The sequence below is a fragment of the Nocardia altamirensis NBRC 108246 genome (assembly GCF_001612685.1).
GTDB lineage: Bacteria > Actinomycetota > Actinomycetes > Mycobacteriales > Mycobacteriaceae > Nocardia > Nocardia altamirensis.
The window spans coordinates 1-22,408 of sequence record NZ_BDAY01000076.1; the positions used below are offsets into that span (position 1 = coordinate 1).

General features: G+C 67.2%; 18 protein-coding genes. 5 read left to right on the forward strand and 13 right to left on the reverse strand.

Annotated elements, in window-relative coordinates; translation table 11 throughout:
- Positions 1-745: 745 nt before the first annotated feature.
- The 8 genes from NA11_RS33230 to NA11_RS33265 form a co-directional block, all read right to left on the reverse strand.
- A complete protein-coding gene (locus NA11_RS33230) occupies positions 746-1,294 on the reverse strand; it encodes a hypothetical protein (RefSeq protein ID WP_069166017.1) in 549 nt (182 codons plus the stop codon).
- 402 nt (positions 1,295-1,696) lie between these two features.
- Positions 1,697-2,572, reverse strand: a complete 876-nt coding sequence (locus NA11_RS33235; RefSeq protein WP_069166018.1) for a peptidylprolyl isomerase — start codon at positions 2,570-2,572, stop codon at positions 1,697-1,699.
- A gap of 193 nt (positions 2,573-2,765) precedes the next feature.
- Entirely contained in the window at positions 2,766-3,773 is a 1,008-nt protein-coding gene (locus NA11_RS33240; protein ID WP_069166019.1) for a sugar phosphate isomerase/epimerase family protein, read from the reverse strand.
- Complete coding sequence (locus tag NA11_RS33245; protein WP_069166020.1) at positions 3,770-4,933, reverse strand: Gfo/Idh/MocA family protein; 1,164 nt, start codon at positions 4,931-4,933, stop codon at positions 3,770-3,772. The genes NA11_RS33240 and NA11_RS33245 overlap by 4 nt, the downstream gene beginning before the upstream one ends.
- A 14-nt stretch (positions 4,934-4,947) precedes the next feature.
- A complete protein-coding gene (locus NA11_RS33250; protein ID WP_069166021.1) occupies positions 4,948-5,994 on the reverse strand; it encodes a substrate-binding domain-containing protein in 1,047 nt (348 codons plus the stop codon).
- A gap of 42 nt (positions 5,995-6,036) precedes the next feature.
- Positions 6,037-7,071 carry an ABC transporter permease gene (locus tag NA11_RS33255; protein WP_245746371.1) on the reverse strand — a complete coding sequence of 345 codons (1,035 nt, stop codon included), beginning with the start codon at positions 7,069-7,071 and terminating at the stop codon, positions 6,037-6,039.
- Between the two features lie 58 nt (positions 7,072-7,129).
- A complete protein-coding gene (locus tag NA11_RS33260) occupies positions 7,130-8,629 on the reverse strand; it encodes a sugar ABC transporter ATP-binding protein (protein WP_069166023.1) in 1,500 nt (499 codons plus the stop codon).
- 22 nt (positions 8,630-8,651) lie between these two features.
- Positions 8,652-9,836: an ROK family protein gene (locus NA11_RS33265; protein WP_218023428.1), complete on the reverse strand. Its 1,185-nt coding sequence runs from the start codon at positions 9,834-9,836 to the stop codon at positions 8,652-8,654.
- Positions 9,837-10,067: 231 nt separating this feature from the next.
- Here NA11_RS33265 and NA11_RS33270 point away from each other — a divergent pair, with 231 nt between their 5' ends.
- The gene (locus NA11_RS33270; RefSeq protein WP_069166024.1) at positions 10,068-10,718 is read left to right on the forward strand and encodes a class I SAM-dependent methyltransferase; all 651 of its coding nucleotides are present in this window, start codon (positions 10,068-10,070) and stop codon (positions 10,716-10,718) included.
- A 17-nt stretch (positions 10,719-10,735) separates the two neighbouring features.
- On the opposite strand, the gene NA11_RS33275 is transcribed toward NA11_RS33270, so the two are convergent.
- The 3 genes from NA11_RS33275 to NA11_RS33285 all read right to left on the reverse strand — a co-directional run bounded on the left by NA11_RS33275 (position 10,736) and on the right by NA11_RS33285 (position 14,383).
- The gene (locus NA11_RS33275; protein ID WP_069166025.1) at positions 10,736-11,782 is read right to left on the reverse strand and encodes an alpha/beta fold hydrolase; all 1,047 of its coding nucleotides are present in this window, start codon (positions 11,780-11,782) and stop codon (positions 10,736-10,738) included.
- Between the two features lie 82 nt (positions 11,783-11,864).
- Positions 11,865-12,647 carry an ESX secretion-associated protein EspG gene (locus NA11_RS33280; protein WP_069166026.1) on the reverse strand — a complete coding sequence of 261 codons (783 nt, stop codon included), beginning with the start codon at positions 12,645-12,647 and terminating at the stop codon, positions 11,865-11,867.
- Positions 12,644-14,383, reverse strand: a complete 1,740-nt coding sequence (locus NA11_RS33285; protein WP_141717976.1) for a hypothetical protein — start codon at positions 14,381-14,383, stop codon at positions 12,644-12,646. Before NA11_RS33285 ends, NA11_RS33280 begins: the two co-directional genes overlap by 4 nt.
- Before the next feature lie 414 nt (positions 14,384-14,797).
- On the opposite strand from NA11_RS33285, the gene NA11_RS33290 reads away from it, so the two are divergent.
- The 4 genes from NA11_RS33290 (at position 14,798) to NA11_RS33305 (ending at position 19,283) form a co-directional block, all read left to right on the forward strand.
- Positions 14,798-15,271, forward strand: coding sequence for a DUF6299 family protein (locus NA11_RS33290; RefSeq protein WP_069166028.1), 474 nt, complete (start codon positions 14,798-14,800; stop codon positions 15,269-15,271).
- 177 nt (positions 15,272-15,448) lie between these two features.
- A complete protein-coding gene (gene hisS, locus NA11_RS33295) occupies positions 15,449-16,726 on the forward strand; it encodes a histidine--tRNA ligase (RefSeq protein WP_069166040.1) in 1,278 nt (425 codons plus the stop codon).
- A 578-nt stretch (positions 16,727-17,304) separates the two neighbouring features.
- Positions 17,305-17,898 carry a hypothetical protein gene (locus tag NA11_RS33300; protein WP_245746372.1) on the forward strand — a complete coding sequence of 198 codons (594 nt, stop codon included), beginning with the start codon at positions 17,305-17,307 and terminating at the stop codon, positions 17,896-17,898.
- Positions 17,899-18,272: 374 nt separating this feature from the next.
- Positions 18,273-19,283 (forward strand): malate dehydrogenase, encoded by a 1,011-nt coding sequence (locus NA11_RS33305; protein WP_069166041.1) that lies wholly within the window; start codon positions 18,273-18,275, stop codon positions 19,281-19,283.
- A gap of 59 nt (positions 19,284-19,342) precedes the next feature.
- Here the strand turns inward: NA11_RS33305 and NA11_RS33310 are convergent, their stop codons facing one another.
- Positions 19,343-20,422: a 2-oxoacid:ferredoxin oxidoreductase subunit beta gene (locus tag NA11_RS33310; protein WP_069166030.1), complete on the reverse strand. Its 1,080-nt coding sequence runs from the start codon at positions 20,420-20,422 to the stop codon at positions 19,343-19,345.
- Positions 20,419-22,368, reverse strand: coding sequence for a 2-oxoacid:acceptor oxidoreductase subunit alpha (locus NA11_RS33315; protein WP_069166031.1), 1,950 nt, complete (start codon positions 22,366-22,368; stop codon positions 20,419-20,421). The genes NA11_RS33310 and NA11_RS33315 overlap by 4 nt, the downstream gene beginning before the upstream one ends.
- Between the last annotated feature and the right edge of the window lie 40 nt (positions 22,369-22,408).

A 22,408-nucleotide genomic window follows, 5' to 3' on the forward strand; every position in this document is an offset into this window, starting at 1 on the left:
AACGAAGTCGAATTGTCGCTACCGTCCACCGGGTTACCGAGATGCGCGCTGCTTCTCGTAGGCGCACCGGGGATCCACAAACCTTCCATACGGTTCACAACAGTTCTAGAGAGGCTCTGGGCTCTGTGAACCGTATGGAACCTATGTGGGATCCCCAGAAGGGGTGCGGATTTCGGGGTTTGGGCGGGCTGGCCGTGTTTGCTGGTCTCAGCAGTACCCGCGATCCCGGTATGTGGGATCCAGGGGTGGTTTCGTGCCGAGGGGGTAATGGTGCAGGTGGCTTCTCGGGCGATGCCTGCACCAGTACCTCGTGATCAACCGACCAACTCCGGGGAACGGTGCTGATTCGGGGTTCGAGGTCGAAGCGGCAGGGTTTCGTACGTCAAGAGGTCTACTACCCGCGGGGCGAGGTCTGCACGTACAGCGTGAAAAGTTAACGCCCGCTTGGTAAGCGGTGGTCTTGTTGTGAGGGGCTCTGACGGTGGGGCCTTCTCGGGCGACGCCGCCATCAGTGCCCCGTGATCATTCGACCAACTAGCCCACGGGTATCCGCTTCGTGGTTTCGTGCCGAGTGGGAACTGGTGGCGAGGGCCTCTCGGGCGATGCCGTCACCAGTTCCCAGTGATCAACCGACCAACTCCAGAGAGGGGGTGGGTTCGGGTGTTTCGAGATCGCAGCGGCGGGGTTTCGGGGGAAAAGTAAACGCCCGCTTGGGGAAGCGGGCGTTTGGTGTGTGGTGGGTTTGTCAGCGAGTGCGTTCGAGTCCGCGGGACTCTTGCTCGCGCGCCCTGGTCACGGCGGGGGCTTCTTCGGGCCGTGTGCGTACCGCCTCGATCGGGGGCTGCGCCTGGCCTACTTCGATCAGCATCCGTACTGCGGCGAGTTCCGGCGCCACGCCCATCTTCGCGAGATGGGCAGCGATCGCCATCCGCCGTTCCGGGGAGTCGTACTGCAGCACCGGCTTTGCGTGCGCGGCGGCGATACCTGCCATTCGGGTCGCCTCGGCCTGCGCGGTGAAGCGATCCTTCTCCAGCGACACGCCGCGCTCCGGGATCGGTCGTTCGATCATCCGGGCGAGCTCGGTGTTGCGCGGGTCCTTGGACTTCGCGTCGCGGGCCTCGCGGACTTGCATCTCGCGGGCCTCTTTCATGCGAGCTTCGGTCACCTTGACGCGCGCTTCGGCTTCTTTTTGACCACGCTCGCGGGTCCGCAGTGCGACCAACGTCGCAAGCTGCAACATTGTCCTCATCATGGCCGCTGTCTCGCGGCCGATGTCGTCCAGTTCCTCGGACATGGCTGCTCCCCGATGCTGCAGTGATCACTATGGATGTTGTGGTGCTTCGTCAACGACACCGCCACGCGAACTGTAGTCCGTGGACGCTGTCCCGGCTGCAAACTTGGACACCGAGAGAACTCGTTGCGTGGCGTGCCTTGCTCGAGGGTCACTCGAGCGAAGGGGTTACTACGCTACGGGAACTCCTTGTTTCGAGGTTACCCGAGAAAGGCTCGGCGCAACCGTACGGCCGTGCCGCTTATCAGCATATATCGCACATTTCCGACAGGCCGAGGAACGCGCCGGAGGATCTCCGGTCTGAGCCAACCCTAACCGGAGGATTAGGCGCACCTAACCTGATTGCGACACGTGTCGGGCCCGGACCGAAAAATCGGTGCTGGGCCCGACTCGGGCGCGCGCTGGTCAGTCGATCCGAACCGACTGGATGGTGACCGGCTCCTTCGGCTTGCCGTCGCCGGGGCCGTTCGAGTCGTCCTGGCCACCCTTGGCGATCTTGTCCAGGGTGCCGAGCGAGTTCTCGTCGACGTTTCCGAAGATGGTGTAGTTCGGCGGCAGCTGCGAATCGCCGTAGACGATGAAGAACTGGCTGCCGTTGGTACCGGGGCCCGCGTTGGCCATCGCGAGCACACCACGCTTGTAAGCGATGGCGGTCTGCGCGGACTTCGGATCGTTCGGGTCGATCTGATCGGTCGGGTACTCGTTGTCGAACGCGTACCCGGGGCCGCCCATGCCGGTGCCGGTTGGGTCACCGCACTGCAACACCTTCAGGCCCTCGCTGGCGGTCATCCGGTGGCAGCTGGTGCCGTCGAAGAACTTCTGCGACGCCAGGCTGACGAAACTGTTCACCGTGCAGGGTGATTCGGCGTTGTTGAGGGTCAGGCCGATCGGGCCCTGACTGGTCTCCATGCTGATGCTGACCTTCGCGTCAGCGCCCGTGGTCGGGATGCCTTCGGCCTTCGCCGGCTTGGTGACCGGCTTGTCGGCGGGCTTCTCGCTGTCCTTGTAGACGCAGTTGACCTGCGCGGGCTTGGCCTTCGCCGCGGGCGCTGCCGCGACGGAGGGGGTGCTGCTCGACTGGGTCGCGTCCTTGGCCTCGGCCTTGTCGTCGCCGCGTGTGAGGAAATACACGCCGGTCACAGCCGCGACCACGACAATGACCCCGAGCACTGACCCGGCGATCGTGAGTTGCTTGCGCCTGCGTGCGCGCTCGGCCCGGTTGGCGAGCTGGCGCTCCAACTTGCGTTTCGCCGCTGCTCGCCGCTGTTCGTTGCTCGGCACTACCACGTTCCTCCCGTGTCCGGTTGTTACGGCTTAGTAGTGTGCCATTTATTCCTGAGACTGCCCGACACTTCCTGAGAGCGGTGCGCCTCACACTCGCGGCAGGACGGTGTCAGCCAGGAACCGGGGTGTGTCGGCGCGGTCGATGATCGGGTCTGCTGTGGTGTTGCCGCGACACACCGGAGGGCTGCGGTCAATGATCGGTGTTGAAGGCGGCGTCGAACGCGGTGGCGGGTGGGGTGAGCGCGTTGCGGGCGCGGACGAACGCGAGGGCTTCCGGCGCGCCCGCGAGGCGGTCCATGCCCGCGTCCTCCCATTCGATGGAGATCGGGCCGGTGTAGTTGATCGTGTTGAGGGCGCGGAAGCAGTCTTCCCACGGCACGTCGCCGCGGCCGGTGGAGACGAAGTCCCAGCCGCGCCGCGGATCGCCCCATGGCAGATGTGAGGAGAGGCGGCCGCGTCTGCCGTCGTTGCGGCGGATGCGGGTGTCCTTGCAGTCCACGTGGTAGATCCGGTCGGCGAAGTCGAGGATGAAGGCGACCGGGTCGAGGTCTTGCCAGAGGAAATGGGAAGGGTCCCAGTTCAATCCGAAGGCGAAGCGGTGGTCGACGGCGGCCAGTGTCCGCACGGTGGTCCAGTAGTCGTAGGCGATTTCGCTGGGATGGACCTCGTGCGCGAAGCGGACCCCTTCGGCGTCGAAGACGTCCAGGATCGGATTCCAGCGGTCCGCGAAGTCCTGGTAGCCGCGTTCGATGGTGGCCGGCGGCACGGGCGGGAACATCGCGACGGTGTGCCAGATGCTGGATCCGGTGAAGCCGACGACGGTCTGCACGCCGAGCTGCGCGGCGGCCCGTGCGGTGTCGGCCATCTCGGCCGCGGCGCGCCGCCGTACCCCCTCCGGCTCGCCGTCGCCCCAAATACGCTGCGGCACAATGGCTCGATGGCGCTCGTCGATCGGGTGATCGCAGACGGCCTGGCCGACGAGATGGTTGGACAGCGCGAAGACCTGGAGGCCGTAGCGCTCCAGGGTTTTCCGCTTGAGTGTCGAGTAGCCTGGATCGGCGAGTGCCTTGTCCACCTCGAAATGGTCGCCGGAGCAGGCGATTTCGAGTCCGTCGTAGCCCCAGTCCGCGGCCAGGCGGCACACCTCGTCGAAGGGCAGGTCGGCCCACTGGCCGGTGAACAGCGTGATCGGTCTCATGGTTGTGCTCCTGCGATAGCGGTCCAGCGGCCTGCGTCGGCCGCGCTCACCTCGACGGCGTCGAGCACCCGCTGCACCGCGAGTCCGTCGGCGAAACTCGGGCTCGGGTCCTTGCCCGCCGCGATCGCGATGACCAGGTCGGCGACCTCGTTGGTGAAGGCGTGGTCGTAGCCGAGCCCGTGCCCGGCGGGCCACCAGGCTCCGGTGTAGGGGTGCTCTGGCTCGGTCACCAGGATGCGGCGGAAGCCCGCGGTTTGCGGCCCTTCGGTGTGATCGTGGAACCACAGCTCGTTCATCGCCTCCAGGTCGAAGGCGAGGCTGCCGTGAGTTCCGTTGAGCTCGAGGCGAAGTGCGTTCTTGCGTCCGGTGGCCACCCTGCTGGCCTCGAACGAGGCGAGGCCGCCTCCGGAGAGCCGCCCGAGGAACAGCGCGGCGTCGTCGACGGTGACCGCGCCGTGGCCGGGCCCGTCCGGCAGTGGACGTTCGGTGACGAACGTGTCCAGCAGTGCCGACACTCCGGTGACTGCCTCGCCGGTGACGAACTGGGTGGCGTCGATGATGTGCGCGCCGATATCGCCGAGCGCCCCCGAGCCTGCCCGGCGCCGATCGAGCCGCCAGCTGAGCGGTGCACCGGGATCGGCGAGCCAATCCTGGAGGTACACCGCGCGCACGTGCCGGATGGCGCCGATTCGCCCCTGCGCGACCAGGTTTCGCGCCAGCGCCAGCGCGGGCACCCGTCGGTAGCTGAACCCCACCATCGAGCGCACTCCGCGCACAGCGGCCTGCTCAGCCGCGGCGGCCATCGCCTCGGCTTCCGCGACGGTGTTGGCCATCGGCTTCTCGCACAGCACATGTTTGCCCGCATCCAGTGCGGCGATGGCGATTTCGGCGTGGCTGTCGCCGGGGGTGCAGATATCGATGAGATCGACATCGTCGCGATCGAGCAACTTCCGCCAATCGTCCACGCTGCTCGCCCAGCCGAGCCGTCCGGCGGCGGTGGCGGCCTTGCCCGCGTCGCGGCCAGCGAGCGCGACCGGCACCGGACGCCACGGCAGGTCGAAGAACGCGTCGACACTGCGCCAGGCATGCGAGTGCGCACGGCCCATGAAGGCGTGGCCGACCAGCGCGATGCCGAGGGTGCGGCGGTCTGTCGAGGTCATCTTGCTCCGATCGGTCAGTAGCCGTTCGCCAGGTACTGCTCGGCGTTGTCCTTGGTGACGACCGCGGAGAACGTCGTGATCTTCGCGGGCACATCGTGTTCGGCGAGATCGCCGAGTGCTCTGCGCTGTCCGAGCAGCCGGGCCACCGCCACCGCGGAGGAGGCCATGGCGGGGCTGTAGAGCACGGTCGCCTGCAGTGGCGAACTGCCGGACTGGATCTCCTTCATCGCCTGTGCCGAGCCGCCACCGCCGACCATGACGAACTCGCCGGATCGGTTGGCCTGCTTGATCGCGGCGAGCACGCCGATGCCCTGATCGTCGTCGTGGTTCCACATCGCGTCGATCTTGCGCGTCGCCTGCAGCATCTGGCTGGCGACCTGCTGGCCGCCCGCGGCGGTGAAGTCGGTGGATTGCCGTGCGGTGATCCGCATTCCGGCGGCGGCGAGGGCGTCGTGGAAGCCTTTGCTGCGCTCCTGGGTGAGCTGGAGGTTGTCGATCCCGGCCACCTCGACGATCACCGGGTCGGCGACGCCTGCGTCCTTCATCTTGCGGACGATGAAATTGCCTGCGTTTACGCCCATTCCATAGTTGTCGCCGCCGATCCAGGTGCGGTACGCCAGCGCCGAGGCGAAGACCCGATCGAGGTTGATCACCGGAATGCCAGCGGCCATGGCGTTTTTCGCGATCTCGGTGAGCGCGTTGCCGTCGAACGGCAGGATCACCAGCACGTCGGCCTTCTGGTTGATCATCGTCTGCACCTGCTCGATCTGGCGGGCCACATCGTTGGTGCCCTCGGTGACGTTGAGCGTTACGTCGGTGAATTTCTCCGCCTGTGCCCGCGCGTTGCGGGTGATCGCGGCCGTCCAGCCGTGGTCCGCGGCGGGTGCGGAAAACCCAACGCGCACTTGCTGTCCGGCCGCGGCGTTGTCGCCGGTGTTGCCGGCCACCTGGGTGCCGGAGCTGGTGTCGTTGGACGTGCAGGCGGCCGCGAGGACGCCTGCGCCTGCGGCGAGACCGGTCAGCAGGATGCCGCGGCGGGGGAGGGAGGTTGTGGTGCTCATGGTGTTCCTAGAGGAGGGCGAGGTGGATTAGGCACTGGAGGATCAGGTGAGGGTCGGCACCGCGCGGGCGCGGCCGAACCGCTGGAACAGCAGGACCGCGACGATGATGGCGCCCTTGCCGATTGCTTGGATGGGTTGTTCGAGGTTGTTGAGGATGAACAGGTCCTCGATCACGGTGAAGACGAGCACACCGAGGATTGAGCCGGTGATGGTGCCGAAGCCGCCGCTGAGCAGCGTCCCGCCGATGACCACCGCCGCGATCGCGTCCAGTTCGTAGAGCTGGCCGTTGGTGCTTGTGCCGGTGGTGGTTTGGGCGGTGAGCATGATGGCGGCGATACCGCAGCACAATCCGGATACCGCGTACAGCAGCAGGGTGTGCCGGCGGACGTCGATGCCCGCCAGCCGCGCCGCCTCCGGATTGCCGCCGACGGCCGCGCTGCGGCGTCCGAAGGTGGTGCGCTCCAACACGATCCAGCCGATCGCCACGACCACGAGGAACAGATAGACCAGCAGCGGGATGCCGAGCACCCGCTCCTGCGCGAGCGCAAGCAGATCGGTGGTGACGAGCTGGGACTGCCGCCCGGAGATCTGCTCGGCCAGCCCGCGCGCGGCCACCATCATGGCGAGCGTGACGATGAACGGCACCAACCGGCCGTAGGCGATGAGCGCCCCGTTCAGTAGGCCGCAGCACAGGCCGACGAGCAACGCGCTGAGCACCATGCCGCCGACGCCGTAGGACTGGGTTGCGGTGGTGGTGCACCAGACCGAGGCCAGCGCGATGATCGCGCCGACGGACAGGTCGATGCCGCCGCCGATGATCACGAACGTCATGCCGACGGTGACTACGCCGATCACCGAGGCAAGGGTCAGGATGGTGATCATGTTGCTGGTGCTGAGAAAGTCCTCGCCCTTCGTGAGCGCGCCGACGAGCAGCAGCGCGAGCAGCGCGATGATCAGGGTGAGGTGTTTGCGGAGTTCGCCGACCGACTTGCGGCGGGCTCGCGCCGTCCGGCCGGGTGGATCACCTTCGGCCGCACGCGGTTTCGCTTCCGCGTGCACTGTGTGACGCTCACTCACGACTACACCTCGCTGCCGTTCGGCTCCGTCGTGGGTAACCCACCTTCGGTTCGCTCACTCACAGCGCACTTCCTTCCATGATCATCGCGACGATGTCCTGCTCGGTGAGGTCGGCCGCGGGCGCGGTGTGGATGATCTCGCCGTCGCGCAGCACGAGCACCCGGTCGGCGAGGCCGAGCAGTTCCGGCAGGTCGCTGGAGACCATCAGCACCGCGACTCCGCGCTCGGCGAGCCTGCGGACCTGGGCGTACACATCGGCACGCGCGCCGACGTCGACGCCGCGGGTCGGCTCGTCGAGCAGGAGCACCCGGCAGTCGTCGAGCAGCCAGCGGGCCAGCACCGCCTTCTGCTGATTGCCGCCGGACAGCCCGCGCACCGGATAGTCGGGGTCGGCCGGGCGGACGCCGACGCGGGCGAGCAGGTCGCCGGTGTCGGCGCGTTGCCTGCGGCGATCGAACCAGCCGAACCGCGAGTAGCGCGGCAATGACGCGGCAGAAACGTTGCGCCCCACCGATTCCAGCAGAAACAGCCCCTGCGATTTGCGTTCCTCGGGCGCCAGCCCGAGTCCGGCGGCGACTGCGGCGGTGGTGCTGCCCGGCCGGATCCGGCGGCCGTCGACCAGGATCTGCCCCGCCGACGGACGCCGCGCGCCGTAGATCGTTTCCAGAACCTCTGACCGGCCCGCGCCGACCAGCCCGGCGAGGCCGACGATCTCCCCGGCATGCACGGTGAACGAGAGATCGTGGAACCGGCCTGCCAGACCGAGTTCCGTTACGCGCAGCACCTCGGTGTCGCTGCGCGTGGGTGCTTGGTGCGTGAGGGTCGCCACCGCGCCGTTGCCGGTCATCAGCGCGACGATCTGCGTGGTCCCGGTCGTCCGTGCGGGCAGTCCGGCGGCGACGGTGCGGCCGTCCTTCAACACGGTGATCCGGTCGCCGATGGCACGGATCTCGTCGAGACGATGCGAGATATACACGACCGCAACACCATCCGCGCGCAGCTGGTCGATGATGCGGAACAGGTTGGACACCTCGTCGTTGCCGAGCGCGGCCGACGGTTCGTCCATCACGATGAGCCGTGCGTCGTAGGACAGCGCCCGCGCCATGCTGACCACCTGTTTGGCGGCCGCGGGCAGCGTGCCGACGAGCGTGTCGGGGCGCAATTCCCCGTGGCCGAGGCGTTCGAGCAGCGCGGTCGCGGCGCGGGCGGTCGATACCCTGCGGGTGAATCCGGCGCGGGCGTGCTCGTGGCCGAGGAAGATGTTCTCGGCGATGTCGAGCCCGTCGCACAGATCCAATTCCTGGTAGATCGTGGCGATGCCGAGCTTGGTCGCCGCGGCGGGACCGGACAGGCGCACCGGCCTGCCCTGCCAGCTCAACTCGCCTGCATCCGGATTGTCAGCTCCGGCAAGGATTTTGATCAACGTCGACTTGCCTGCCCCGTTCTGGCCGAGCAGGCAGTGCACCTCGCCCGCGCGGACCTCGAGGTCGACGTGGTCGAGGGCGCGTACACCGGGGAAGTCCTTGACGATGCCTCGCATGGTCAGCACGGTGTTCATGGGCGGCTCCTTGCCCCGGTCGTCAGGCGACGCTGAAGATGTGGTCGCTGATGAGTCGTGCGGCGCCGATCACCCCGCCGAGCTCGCCGAGTTCGGAGAGCACGATCGGTAGGTTGCCGGTGGCCAGCGGCAGTGATCGGCGATAGACCACGCTGCGGATCTCGGCGAGCAGCGGGTGCCCGAATCCGGTGAGCCCGCCCGCGATCACGACGAGGCCGGGGTTGAAGAAGCTGACCAGCCCGGCCAGCGCCGTCCCCAGATGCGTGCCCGCTTCGCGAATCATGGCCACTGCCACCGGATCTCCGGCCGCGGCGGCATCGGCGAGGTCCGTCGCCGTCAGCGCGCCCGCGGTGGCGAGGCGGTCGGCGAGGAACGGTGATCGCCCTGCCCGCGCCGCGGCCTCCCTGGCCAGCGCCGCGCCGCCCGCGTAGGCCTCTAGGCAGCCGCTGTTGCCGCAGGCGCAGACCGGTCCGTCGTCGGTGATCCGGAGATGGCCGATATCGCCGGCGCTACCGGAGGCGCCGCGGTAGATGCCGCCGTCGACGACGATGCCGCATCCGATTCCGGTGCCCGCCTTGACAAGCAGGAAGTCCGCCACCGAATGTGCTGAGCCTGCCTGCATTTCGCCGAGCGCGAGGATGTTCACGTCGTTGTCGACCAGCACCGGGCAGCCGAGTTCCTGAGCGATCACCTCGCGCACCGGAAACCGGTGCCAGCCAGGCATTATCGGCGGTGCGACCGGCATGCCCTCGCGGAAGCTGACCGGTCCTGGCACGCCGACGCCCGCGCCGTGCAACCGCCCCGCCATCTGTTCGTCCGTGCGGAGCTTGCCGAGCAGATCCAGTGCCCGTTCCAGCACCGCCGCTGGCCCCTGCCGGATATCGCACGGCTCGGAAAGCTGTCCGAGCACTCGCAATTCGCCGTCGGTCACCGCGACATCGATCGAGGTGGCCCCGATGTCGATGGCCGCGAAGCGCAGACCCGATGCGAGGGTGGCGATCGCCGAGCGACGGCCGCCACTGGATGCGGCCAGCCCGCCCGCTTCGACAAGCCCGAGCGCGGCGAGTCGGTCGAGTTCCACCGCGAGCTTGGATCGGGACAGCTCCATGGGGTGTGCCAGCTCCGACCGCGATTGCGGTCCCCGGTCGCGCAGCAGCCGCAAAAGCCGTGCCTGGTGGGCGTTCTCGGGTCTGGCCGCAATCCGCATCAGCTGCTTCTTTCTCCCTGCTGAGCAGATTCAACCGCACTTTGTCGCCCGCTGTCGGTGCTTTCGATGAAATCGATCCAAGTTTGTTCTCTTGAAGGACAAAGTCGGGCAGCGACCGATGATGGTGGTGCAGACCGGGACCGGCCGCCGGATGGCCCGATCCGGCCAGTAGACCCGGATGGCCGGATAGCGCGAAGCGGATCGCAGTACGCGGTCGGTAGAACTGCTGTCATGTCGACAACTACGCCGAGCGTGCCACGCGCAGGCCTCCTCAGCCGTTGCAGCGCAGCGGTGTACGACCCGGTCATCGCGCTCGGGGAGCGCCGGACGATGGCGGCGCTGCGCCGCGAGCTGCTGGCCACCGCCGAGGGCAGGGTGCTGGAAATCGGTGCAGGCACCGGTCGCAACATCACCGGCTATCCGGCGGAACTCACCGAACTGATGCTGACCGAGCCGGATCCGGCCATGCTGCGCAGGCTCCGGCGGCGGCTGCAGCGCGTCCACCGCGCGGCGGCGACGCTGTGCACGGGTGCCGAGACGCTCCCGTTCGAGTCGGACAGCTTCGACACGGTGGTCGGCACGCTGGTGCTGTGTACCGTGCCGGACCCGGACGCCGCCCTCCGTGAGGTACGGCGAGTGCTCCGCCTTGGCGGCAGGCTGCTCTTCATCGAGCACGTCCGCGCCGACGACCCCGAACTTGCCCGCCGCCAAGACCGTTGGGTCCGGACGTGGCGAGCCATCGCCGCGGGCTGCCACTGCAACCGGGCGACGCTGGCGCTGCTGGACGAGCACTTCGATGTCGGCCCGACTTACCGGACCGCTGACTGGCGCGGCATGCCGAGCATCGTCCGGCCGCTCATCTGCGGTCAGGCGGTCAAGTAGACCACTGCCGTCGTTCGTTAGATCAGGCCCTGTTGAACCGCTGCGGCCGCCGCGGCGGCTCGGGTGGGTTGGTTGAGCTTGGCGCGAATGTTGGCCACGTGCCGGTGCACGGTGTGCGGGCTGAGGAACAGCGTTTGCGCGATCTGTGCATCGCCGAGTCCGGCGGCAACCAGTCGTAGCACCGCGCGCTCGCGATCGCTGAGAACTGTTGCGGACGAAGGCGATTGCGGCGTCGCGCGGCGCGCATCTTCGGCCAGGAAGGCCAGGATCGGTGCGACCACCGAACCGGCATGGCCGTACCACGGCGGATGCGCGGAGCCGTCCACCGGCAGCAGTCGAGCGCCGGGGACAAGGCCCGCCAGCTCAACGGCATTGCGGAACGAGACCGCCCGATCATCGCGCCGATGCATCACCAGCACCGGAATCGTCAACCGCTCGAAGACTTTTCCCACATCGACCTGGTACGCCAACTCCAAGAGGGCCGCGGCGGTCTCCGGTGTGGCCGCGGCGCGCTGGTTCTGTGCGATCTCTGCTCGCTCGTCGGTGTCGGCGTCGGGCACCCACACATCGGCGAGCACCCGCGACCCGAGTCCCCAGTGCGCGCGCACCATGCTCAGCAGCGATGCGCGCACCTCGGACGACGCCACCGCCGCGCCGTTGGCGTACGCGCCGAAGGTGACCAGCCGACCGACCCGATCCGGGTGCTGGTCGGCGTAATTCGCGGCGACTCCGCCGCCCTCCGAGATCCCGAGCAGATCGAATCGGTCCAGCTCGAGGGCGTCCACCACCGCACGGAGCGTGTGCACCTCCCACTCGTGGCTCAGCTCGTCTGTCGTCCGTGCCCCCGCAGAGAGACCGGAACCGATCCGGTCGTAGCGAATGACGGTGTGCCGGTCGGCGAGCCCGCTGAGGAAGGTACGAAATCGCGGACCCGCCCAGTTCACCTCGAGGTTGGCGGTCCACCAGGAGGTCAGTACCAGCGGCGGCCCGGCGCCGACGATCGCCGCCGCGACCGGTGACCCGTCGACAGCACAGAACCGGATCTCTTGTTCATGCCCTCCCATCAGGCAATCCTATGCGGGACGAGGAGGAACGGGGCGCGGTGAGCCGCTGAGCGGTCCCCGGTCAGCCGAGCGATGAACGGGGCTAGACGTGTTCGTCATCGATCGCCCGAACCACCTCGGCGACAGCGGTATCGACCATCGCTGCGAGGCGCTTGGCGTCCACGCCATTGGCGGTGGGGTGATTGCCCGGTGTGATCGCATAGCGCCCGTCATCGATGACATCGCGCCACGTGATGGTGTGTCCCGTGATGCCACGTGGGCCGAAGAGCGAGTGGCCTTGGATGATGTCGATCGTTCCGCGCAGTGCCGTCGGTTCGTCGAGGAATGCGGCGGCAGCACGTTCCGGTGAGTCCGCGACCGACCTGAGGACATCGGAACGGCCGTAACGATGGTCCATCGTGTCGTCGTCCGGCACGGGGAGCAGCAGGCCCGTGCGCCGGCCTGCGGCGGCATCGGGCAGCTGCCGCACCACCGCAGCGGCGAGGTCGACCTCGTCGCACTCGAAGATGGTGAACCCGCCACTGTGCCATAGGGTTTCGCCTGGCAGCTGCTTCGTGACATAGCCGCGCCCGTCGCGTCGAGCGCCGAGCAACCGGACGCAGCGCTTCGGATTCTGCGGATCCCGGGGATCGTACGCGTACGCGTTGATGCCGATGTCGGGCCGCGAAATGGTCTGCAGCACAACGTTTATAACCGGATCGAGAGATGCGCGCAGGCGTTCTCGCGTGTCGAACATCTCGCGCACATAGTCGTCATATCGCGGTGTCCGGCTCGAAAAGGCCAGCGGTGCAGGCACTGCCTCGTCAGTCACACCTTCCCAGAGCGAGACGAATTCGACGTCGCTGAGGTGCCAGGTTCGGCTCATTCACCCACCACTGGCTCCGACACCAACTGTGGCGCGCCCATCGCCTCGTCGAGGTTGTCCTTGGAATCCAAGTGGCTCAGGCGCTTGTACTCCTTGTCTTGGCCTGCGCCGGGGGAACCCGCGGCGCCCGGACTGCCGGGAGTGCCCGGCATCGCGGACATTCCGGTGCGCGCGGCGTTGGCCACCTCGGCGCCGACTGGCGTGGTCGGCAGCCCTGCGCGGGGGAACAACCGCGATTGTGCCTCCGCGAGTGGGGTGTTCGGCAGACCCGGACCGGGAGCACCGCCCGGGCCTGGTCCAGGTCCGCCGAGCTTTGGGCCTGCGGGATCAGCGGCCGCCGGGTGGACGCTCGCCGGAGCAGTCGGCTTTAGTTCCGGTGGTATTGCCCGCTGGGCATTTTGGAGCAGCTGATCCAGACCCGGTGGCATGCCTGGGGTTATCGGCTTGGTCAGCGGCTCGCCGTTCGGCTGCCGCGGCGGAGTCGGCTCGATCAGCGGTCCGCCGGTCGGTAGTCCTGGGTTGCCTGGCCGCGCAGGGCCGGTTCTGATCTCGTCCGGTGGTGGGAGGCTCGGAACCGGCTGTTGCCCAGGAAGGTTCGGAACCGGCTGTTGCCCAGGAAGGTTTTGCGCGGGCCGCCGTCCGGCATCGCGCAGCGGCGAGCCGGGCCGGAGGCCTTTGGGGCGCCCGCCCGTGCCGGGCCTGCCCGTGCTGGGCTTGCCTGTCTGACCGGGAGCACCCGGGACACCAGTCACTGGGCTATCCGGCGGCTTCAGCACCGGAACACCAGTGCTCGACGCGGTGACTCCGGGGTTATAGGAACCCGAGATGATCGGGTAGAAGCGTGGGCGGATATCCACGGTGGGGTCGGGCCATCCGCCGGGGCCTCGGCTTGCCGACAGCTCGGTCAACATTTGGGCCCGGGTTCGCCCGAGCCAGTCGGCGGCGTCTCGCAGGTTGGCGCCGATCCATCCGACGTCGTGTGCCACCAGCTCGGTCATCCCCGCATACTTCTGCGTTGCCGCTACCGCTCGCTTTTTGCCGTATCCGCCCCAGCGCCCTTCGAAGCTGTTCAGGCCTTCGCGAAACGTCGTGAACCCCTCTCGCAACTTCTTCGCCATCAGAATCCAGCTGTCCGCCACGTAAGTGATGTAGTCCGTTCGGATCGAGTGCGGCAGTCCTGCGTACTGTTCGTAGGAGATGGCGGAGGGCGTTTCGAGTCCGACGTTCCAGTTGTCCACCTCTCCTTTGAAATTGGCGAACTCATCGCGCTTTTGATAGCTAGGAGGCAGGTGGAGCAGAATGTCGAAGTCATTGCCCGGTTTGCTCAGATCGGGAAGGGTCGGGCTCGGGCCGAGATCGCCAGGCGTGGTCGGCATCGCGAGCTTGTAGAACTCACGCCTGGACGCGGCGTCCGCTCCCTCGTGTGCTTTTGCCGCTGCCTTGAAGGCGTCCGCAAGGTCGTTGAGAATCCTGACGTGCAGCGCCATGATGCTCGTCAGGTCGCGCGCTTTGCCGGAGAACTTGCTGGCGAGTTCTGCACCGGTGCCCAGATTGCTGAAGGGCTTCAGCGCAGACACTTCGACGGACTTCGCGCTGATCGCCAATACGGTGGCGATCGCGTTCTGACACAGAATGACACCTGTCCTCGCCACTTCCGGCTCCATCTTGATGAGCCCCTGGCTTCCGAGTCCTGCCAGGCCGTGTGCTGGATTCGGATTGTTAGCTGCCCCCGCCATGTTCACTCTCGTTGTATGTCCGTGAAGCCCAAGGAGCAGCCTCTGTTCTGTGCAGAGTCGTCGACGGAGTCGACTGCGTGATTCCTCCCCGAGCACTATTGTTCCGAGTTATCCGCACCGAGGCAACTCGGATTTTCCGAGCCGTCTTTGCGTCCTCGAAATGCCCTGTGATCAGTGCCTTCCGGCGACCGTATGGTGAAACCGAAAGAGACTGCTCGGCTTTCGGGTTCGGCTGCCCCCGATCTCGGTGGCACCAGAATTGCGGGTGACTTTTCCGATCTTGGGAAGTATAGGAACACAAGCGATTTGCGCAATGACCATACTTTCGGGGGATCGGGACACGAACACAGTGTGGCTACGCTTGCCGATACATCTTCGCCTTCGAATTCCTAACCTCCACAAGAGGGAGTTTCCATGATGGTCGAATATCTCCGAAAAGTCGTGCGCAAGAATCGGATCATCGAACTGGCTGTCGCCACCGCGATGGGGTTCGCCGGTGTGGCCGCGCTTGCAGGCCCGGTCGGTGCGGACCCGCCACTAGCCGTTATCACTGCCGACCCGAGCCAGCATCTCAACGCCGACGGCAGCGTGCAGATCGCTGGCAACTACACCTGTCGCGGCGGTCAGGGCAAACTCTTCGGCAGCAGCTGGTTGGAACAAGTCGACTCCGCAACCGAGCACCGCGCGTTCAGCACCACGGAGAAATGGCCGGACATGCTGACCTGTGATGGCACCGAGCGCCGCTACGCGTTCACACTTCCGACGCCGGAGTACTTCCCATTCCGGCTCGGGCCCGCCACCCTCCTCATCATCTGGGACATTTACACCACTGACGGGAATATCGACCGGGCTGAAGTAGACCAGGTCACCGTCACCCTGGTGCGCTGACCGTCCGGGTGGTGTCGTCAGTGGCCAGACCAGCGGATCGTCCCTTGGTGATGCTCTCGACGAGAGCTGGGAGTGCGGCGAGTAGAGCGGTGTGGCTCACAGTCGTCGGTGAGCGATCGGGCCGCTGGCCATAACCGGTTGGACTCGAGCGGGCGCGATGGTGGAAACTGGACCATCGTGACCAAGACCAGCAGCTTCTCCGCCCCGAAGGGGGTGCCGGATTACGTTCCGCCCGGCTCGGCCGAATTCGTCGCGGTGCGCGACGGCTTGATTCGGGCCGCCAAACTGGCCGGGTACGGGCATATCGAGCTGCCGGTCTTCGAGGACACCGGGCTGTTCGCGCGCGGCGTCGGCGAGTCCACCGACGTGGTCAGCAAGGAGATGTACACCTTCCCCGATCGCGGCGACCGCAGCGTGACGCTGCGCCCCGAGGGGACCGCAGGTGTGATGCGGGCCGTCATCGAGCACGGGCTCGATCGCGGGCAGCTTCCGGTGAAGCTGGTCTACAACGGGCCGTTCTTCCGGTACGAGCGGCCGCAGGCCGGGCGGTATCGACAGTTGCAGCAGGTCGGCATCGAGGCGATCGGCATCGACGATCCCGCGCTCGACGCCGAGGTGATCTCGATCGCCGACGCCGGGTACCGCAGCCTCGGGCTCGAAGGTTTCCGGCTGGAGGTCACCTCACTCGGTGACGACACCTGTCGCCCGCAATATCGGGAAATGTTGCAGGAGTTCCTGTTCGGGCTGCCGCTCGACGAGGAAACCAAGCGGCGTGCCGAGCTCAACCCGCTGCGCGTGCTCGACGACAAGCGGCCAGAGGTGCGCGCGATGACCGCCGACGCGCCGCTGATGATCGATCACCTGTCCGAATCCGCCAAGACCCACTTCGAGCAGGTGCTCGGACACCTCGACGCGCTCGGCGTCCCGTACGTGGTGAACCCGAGGATGGTGCGCGGCCTCGACTACTACACGAAGACCACCTTCGAATTCGTGCACGACGGTCTCGGCGCCCAGTCCGGCATCGGCGGCGGCGGTCGCTACGACGGCCTGATGGCGCAGCTCGGTGGACAACCGTTGTCCGGCATCGGATTCGGGCTCGGCGTCGACCGCACCATGCTGGCGCTGGAAGCCGAGGGCAAGTCCGCGGGTGACCCCGCGCGCTGCGAGGTCTTCGGTGTGCCGCTCGGCGAAACGTCCCAGCAACGCCTGGTGGTCCTCGCGGGCCTGCTGCGCGCGGCAGGCATCAGCGTCGACCTCGCCTACGGCGGCCGCGGCGTCAAGGGTGCTATGAAAGCCGCCGACCGTTCCGGCGCCAAGTTCACCCTGGTCCTCGGCGACCGCGACCTCACCGAGAACACCATCGGCCTGAAAGACATGGCAACCGGCGACCAACGTCAGATCCCCCTCGACGACGTGATCACCACCCTCCGGGAAGCACTCGACGTCTCCTCGTAGACAGGCCCGGCGGCCCGCACCCTGACTCGGGCCTGCCAGCGCCGTCTTGGTCTCAACGAAGTTGGCCGTCGCTGATCGACGTTGGTCTCATGCACTCGACGTCGGTTGACCGCGATGGCGGCTGACCGTGATGGCGGCTGACCGTGATGGCGGCTGACCGTGATGGCGGCTGACCGTGATGGCGGCTGACCGTGATGGCGGCCGATCATGACGGGGGCCGATCACGATGGCGGCTGACCGCGACGGCGGCCGATCAGCACGGCGGCCGTTGAGGTCGGCGGTTGGCGAGCCGAACGTGGCGGAGCGCTACTCGAGGGCAGGCATGGTCACGGCGCGCGTCGTCGGCTGGAGGAGTGGGGTGGCGGCCTCATTGATGTTCGCCGCGGCATATCTCATTCGTTGCTGCTCGACGGGCGGGTGAGGCGGCGGTGTGTTGTTGGAGACGGAAAGGTACACCGCGGTGCTGGTGGTGGGGGTAACGTTCTGCGCGCACGAGGTGGCGCGGGGTTGCGGAGAGGGTTGAGCCAGTGCAGGCGAATTCTGGTGGGCAGCAGACGGATCCCGTTGGACTCGATCTCGTGGCACCCGAGATGTACGCGCCGATGTTGCGGCGGTTGGCGTTGGCCGCCGCGGGCGTCGGGATCGGGTCGGCGCTGTTGACGGCGACCGTGGCGAGCTGGCCGATCGCGGTGCTCGTCGGGGTGGTGGTCGGTGCGCCGACCGTCGGCTATGCGGTCGCGTTGCGGCGACGGCGAATGTGGTTGTCGGGCACCATCATTCATGCGCGCCGGGTGTTCGGCGAGCGGCAGGTGGAGATCGCCGCGGCCACCGGCGTCGAGGTGCTGATCTTCCCGGCCCGGCTCAGCCGGATCGTGCTCCGGGTCACCGCGGGCGAGATCTCCCAGGTCGTCCCGCTGGCCATGTACACCGACGCGGGCAGCGGCCGCGAAATGCACCTGCTCGGCCTGCGGCGCCTGGCCGACGCCCTCGCCGCCAGCCAACTCGCCGCCGCCGTCGCGGTCTCGGCCATGCTGGTCCAGCAGTTGCGCGCCGAAGCCCGCGACGCAGGCCTGGCCGAACGCCCCCTCTACCGTGCCGTCCAAATGGCCCGCACCAAGGACTACGTCTCCCCGATCGTCCTCACCGACCGCGAAGTCGCCGCCCTCGGCTGACCACATAGGCCACCTGCGACGGCGCACCCACCGACCTCCGGCGTGGTCTGGGATATGTCGCGCTGCGAGGTCTCGCTCAGGATGGAAACAGGCCGAGAGGGTACTGGTGCAGGTGGCTTCCCGCGCGATGCCTACACCAGTACCCCGTGATCAGCCGACCAACTCCAGAAGGGGTGGTTCGGCCGGGGAGTCCGGCTCACGAGTGGTACATGGCTGCGGCAAAGTGCGAGAAGACCTCTCCGTGGTGTGCCACTCGTTGGCTGGATCTGCGAGGTGCGGGGGTGTTCACTGTCGCGTTGCTCACCGCGGGGATTCGGGCGCGATGGGAGTCGATAGGGTTGGGGCGGGAGTCCGTCTACTGCAAGGAGTTAGTCGTGAGTACCGCTGCTCGGACCGCGCCTGTGACCGTTGCCGTGACCGGTGGGGCGGGGCAAATCGCTTATGGCCTGCTGTTCCGGATCGCGTCGGGGGCGATGCTCGGTCCGGAGACGCCGGTGCGGCTGCGGCTGTTGGAGATCCCGGCCGCGGTCGCCTCGCTGGAGGGGGTGGCGATGGAGTTGGAGGACGGCGCGTTTCCGCTGCTGGAGTCCATCGACATCAGTGACGATCCGTGGCAAGGGTTTTCGGGTGCGAACGTCGCGGTGCTGGTGGGCGCGCGACCGCGGACGGCAGGGATGGAGCGGTCGGATCTGTTGGCCGCCAACGGGACGATCTTCACCGCGCAGGGCGCCGCGATCAACGCCAGTGCCGCCGACGACGTGAAGGTGCTCGTGGTTGGTAACCCGGCCAACACCAACGCGTTCATCGCGATGAGCAACGCCCCCGACGTGCCTGCGGCGCGTTTCACCGCGATGACGCGCCTTGATCACAATCGCGCGATCGCGCAGCTGGCCAAGAAGACCGGCGCGCCCGCCGCCGACATTGCCCGCGTCGCCGTCTGGGGCAACCATTCCGCGACCCAGTTCCCAGACATCGCGCACGCCACTATCGACGGACGTCCGGCCCTCGATCTGATCGACGACCCCGCCTGGGTCACCGACGTTTTCATTCCGACCGTGCAGCAGCGCGGCACCGCCATCATCCAGGCGCGCGGCGCGTCCTCGGCGGCCAGCGCCGCGAGCGCCGCCCTCGACCACATCCACGACTGGTTCCGCGGCACCGCACCTGGCGAATGGGTCTCCATGGCGGTCCCCTCCGACGGCTCCTATGGCGTTCCCGAGGGCCTGATCAGCTCATTCCCCGTCACCTGCGCCGACGGCACCTACACGATCGTCCCCGACCTGGACATCGACGCCGCCGCCCGCACCCGAATCGACACCAGCGTCGCCGAACTCACCCAGGAACGCGATGCCGTCGTCGACCTCGGCTTCGCCAAGCGTTCCTGATCCGCCTCAGCCGCACACCTTTTGGCACACGCACGGGTGTCGACTCGGCGTGCGCGGCCCTAACTGACCGTCCAGGTTTCCGGGCCGTTCAGCAGGTTCTGCAGCGAGTTCTCCTCGAGCGGCTTGCGTTCGCGAGCGGTGGTCATCTGGGTGCGGACACCGTCGTCGTAGGTGGGGCGGGCAACACTGCGGAAGATGCCGGTGACGACGTGGTCCAGGGACTGGTCGGAGAGGCGAGAGAGCGCGTAGGCGTACTCGGGGTTGTCGGCGTAGGCGTCGTGCACCACGATGTCGGACTCCGCCACGGTGTCGGCGCGCACCACGGCCAAGCCGAAACCGCTTTGCACGACCGCGAATTCATTGTCGGCGCCGAACCGGATGGGCTGGCCGTGATGCAGCGGGACCAGATGGTCGGCGGCGTTGTCGCGCCGCAGCGCGTCGAAGGAACCGTCGTTGAAGATCGGGCAGTCCTGCAGGATTTCGACGAACGAGGTGCCGCGGTGCTCGGCGGCGGCGCGTAGCACCTCGGTCAGCCCGGCCCGGTCGGAGTCCAAAGCGCGTGCGGCGAAGGTGGCTTCGGCGCCGAGCGCGATCGACAGTGTGTTGAACGGGTGGTCCACCGAGCCCATCGGGGTCGACTTGGTGATCTTGCCCTGCTCCGAGGTCGGCGAGTACTGGCCCTTGGTGAGGCCGTAGATCCGGTTGTTGAACAACAGGATCGTCATGTTCACGTTGCGGCGCAGCGCGTGGATGAGATGGTTGCCGCCGATGGACAGCGCGTCACCGTCGCCGGTCACCACCCACACGGACAGGTCAGGCCGCGTCACCGCGAGACCCGTGGCGATGGCGGGCGCGCGCCCGTGAATCGAGTGGATGCCGTAGGCCTCCAGGTAGTACGGGAACCGGCTGGAGCAGCCGATCCCGGACACGAACATCAGGTTCTCCCTGCGTAATCCGAGCTCGGCGAGGAAGCCGCGCACGGTGGCGAGGATGACGTAATCACCGCACCCGGGGCACCAGCGCACCTCCTGGTCGGAGGTGAAGTCTTTCGCCTTCTGTGGACCGTCGGCCGCGGGGACCCCCGACAGCCCGGTCAGGCCGAGATCTGTGCCGACAAGCGAGGTTTCCATGATGGTCATTCGTTGCCCCCAGTCCGATAGACAGCCTGCGCGCGAGCGGCGAAGGCTTTGTCGTGTTCCATGTCCTCGATCGACCCGTCCAGCGCGGCGTCGATGACTCCGACGAGTTCCTGCGCGGAGAACGCGGTGCCCGCGATCTTCGTCCACGGCTGCACCTCGACCAGGTATTTCGCCCGCAGCAGCATGGCGAGCTGGCCGCCGTTCATCTCCGGCGCGACCACGGTGCGATACCGGCGCAGCACCGCACCGAGGTTGGCGGGCAACGGGTTCAGATGACGCAGGTGCACCTGGGCGACCGGCACCCCGCGTCGTCGAGCCCTGCGGCAGGCCTCACCGATCGGCCCGTAGGAGCTGCCCCAGCCGATGAGCAGCAGCTCGGCGCGGCCGTCCGGGTCGTCGACTTCGATGTCGGGCACGGCGATTCCGTCGATCTTGGCCTGGCGCAACCGAACCATGAGTTCATGGTTGACCGGATCGTAGGAGATGTTGCCGCTGCCATCGGCCTTCTCCAGCCCACCGATCCGATGCGCGCGCCCCTTGGTGCCCGGCACCGCGAGCGGCCTGGCCAGGGTTTCCGGATCGCGCGCGTAAGGCTGGAACGGATCCGCGTCGTCCCCGTCGGGTTCGAATGCCGGATCGATGGGCGCGAGCTCGGTGACACGCGGAATCGACCACGGCTCAGAACCATTCGCGATCGCACCGTCGGACAGCAGCAGCACCGGCGTGCGATAGGTGAGTGCGATCCTGGCCGCCTCCACCGCGGTGGCGAAGCAGTCGGCGGGGGAGCGCGGCGCGAGCACCGCGACCGGCGATTCGCCGTTGCGCCCGTACAGTGCCTGCAGCAGATCGGCCTGCTCGGTCTTGGTCGGCAGGCCGGTGGACGGCCCGCCGCGCTGCACGTCGATCACCAGCAGCGGCAACTCGGTCATCACTGCGAGGCCGATGGTTTCGCTCTTGAGCGCGAGCCCCGGCCCGGACGTGCTGGTGACGCCGAGTGCGCCGCCGAGCGAAGCGCCGAGTGCCGCACCGATTCCGGCGATCTCGTCCTCGGCTTGGAAGGTGGTGACGCCGAAGTTCTTGTGCTTGCTCAGCTCGTGCAGGATGTCGGAGGCGGGCGTGATCGGATAGGTGCCGAGAAAAACCGGAAGCCCGGCGAGCTGGCCTGCTGCGACCAGACCGTAGGCGAGCGCGGTGTTGCCGGTGATCTGCCGATAGGTACCTGCGGGCAGCTTCGCAGGCGCGATTTCGTAGGTGGTTGCGAAACTTTCGGTGGTCTCGCCGTAATTCCAGCCTGCGCGGAACGCCAGCACATTGGCCTCGGCGATCTCCGGCTTGGCCGCGAACTTCTCCCGCATGAACTGTTCGGTGCCGCCGATCGGCCGCCCGTACATCCAGGACAGCAGCCCGAGCGCGAACATGTTTTTCGCGCGCTGCCCGTCTTTCTTGCCGACGCCGGTGGATTCGGTGGCGCCAAGCGTGAGCGAGGTCATCGGGACGCGATGGACCACGAAGTCGGACAGCGTGTCGTCGCCGAGCGGGTCGGCGGGGTAGCCGACCTTCGAGAGGTTGCGCTTGGTGAACTCGTCGGTGTTCACGATCACGGTGGCGCCGCGCGGCAGATCCTCCAGGTTCGCCTTCAGCGCCGCCGGATTCATCGCGACGAGCACGTCGGGCTGATCGCCTGCGGTGAGAATGTCGTAGTCGGCGATCTGGATCTGGAACGACGAAACACCAGGTAACGTGCCCTGTGGCGCCCGGATCTCGGCGGGAAAGTTGGGCTGGGTGGCGAGGTCGTTGCCGAACGCGGCCGCTTCGTGCGTGAAACGATCACCGGTCAGCTGCATGCCGTCACCGGAGTCTCCGGCGAACCGAATGACGACCTTTTCCAATTTCGCTGCGCCGGCATCGTTTTGGGTAGTGCCGACATCATTGTGGTGCGAAACCATGTGCCTGCTTCACTTCCTCGTCGATGAGAGGGTGCCATCG

Excerpts from the sequence above, each read along its gene's own strand:
- NA11_RS33230 (WP_069166017.1), bottom strand. The coding sequence starts at position 1,294 with ATGTCCGAGGAACTGGACGACATCGGCCGCGAGACAGCGGCCATGATG.
- NA11_RS33240 (WP_069166019.1), bottom strand. The coding sequence starts at position 3,773 with ATGAGACCGATCACGCTGTTCACCGGCCAGTGGGCCGACCTGCCCTTC.
- NA11_RS33245 (WP_069166020.1), bottom strand. The coding sequence starts at position 4,933 with ATGACCTCGACAGACCGCCGCACCCTCGGCATCGCGCTGGTCGGCCAC.
- NA11_RS33250 (WP_069166021.1), bottom strand. The coding sequence starts at position 5,994 with ATGAGCACCACAACCTCCCTCCCCCGCCGCGGCATCCTGCTGACCGGT.
- NA11_RS33260 (WP_069166023.1), bottom strand. The coding sequence starts at position 8,629 with ATGAACACCGTGCTGACCATGCGAGGCATCGTCAAGGACTTCCCCGGT.
- NA11_RS33265 (WP_218023428.1), bottom strand. The coding sequence starts at position 9,836 with ATGCGGATTGCGGCCAGACCCGAGAACGCCCACCAGGCACGGCTTTTG.
- NA11_RS33270 (WP_069166024.1), top strand. The coding sequence starts at position 10,068 with ATGTCGACAACTACGCCGAGCGTGCCACGCGCAGGCCTCCTCAGCCGT.
- NA11_RS33275 (WP_069166025.1), bottom strand. The coding sequence starts at position 11,782 with ATGGGAGGGCATGAACAAGAGATCCGGTTCTGTGCTGTCGACGGGTCA.
- NA11_RS33280 (WP_069166026.1), bottom strand. The coding sequence starts at position 12,647 with ATGAGCCGAACCTGGCACCTCAGCGACGTCGAATTCGTCTCGCTCTGG.
- NA11_RS33285 (WP_141717976.1), bottom strand. The coding sequence starts at position 14,383 with ATGGCGGGGGCAGCTAACAATCCGAATCCAGCACACGGCCTGGCAGGA.
- NA11_RS33290 (WP_069166028.1), top strand. The coding sequence starts at position 14,798 with ATGATGGTCGAATATCTCCGAAAAGTCGTGCGCAAGAATCGGATCATC.
- NA11_RS33310 (WP_069166030.1), bottom strand. The coding sequence starts at position 20,422 with ATGACCATCATGGAAACCTCGCTTGTCGGCACAGATCTCGGCCTGACC.
- NA11_RS33315 (WP_069166031.1), bottom strand. The coding sequence starts at position 22,368 with ATGGTTTCGCACCACAATGATGTCGGCACTACCCAAAACGATGCCGGC.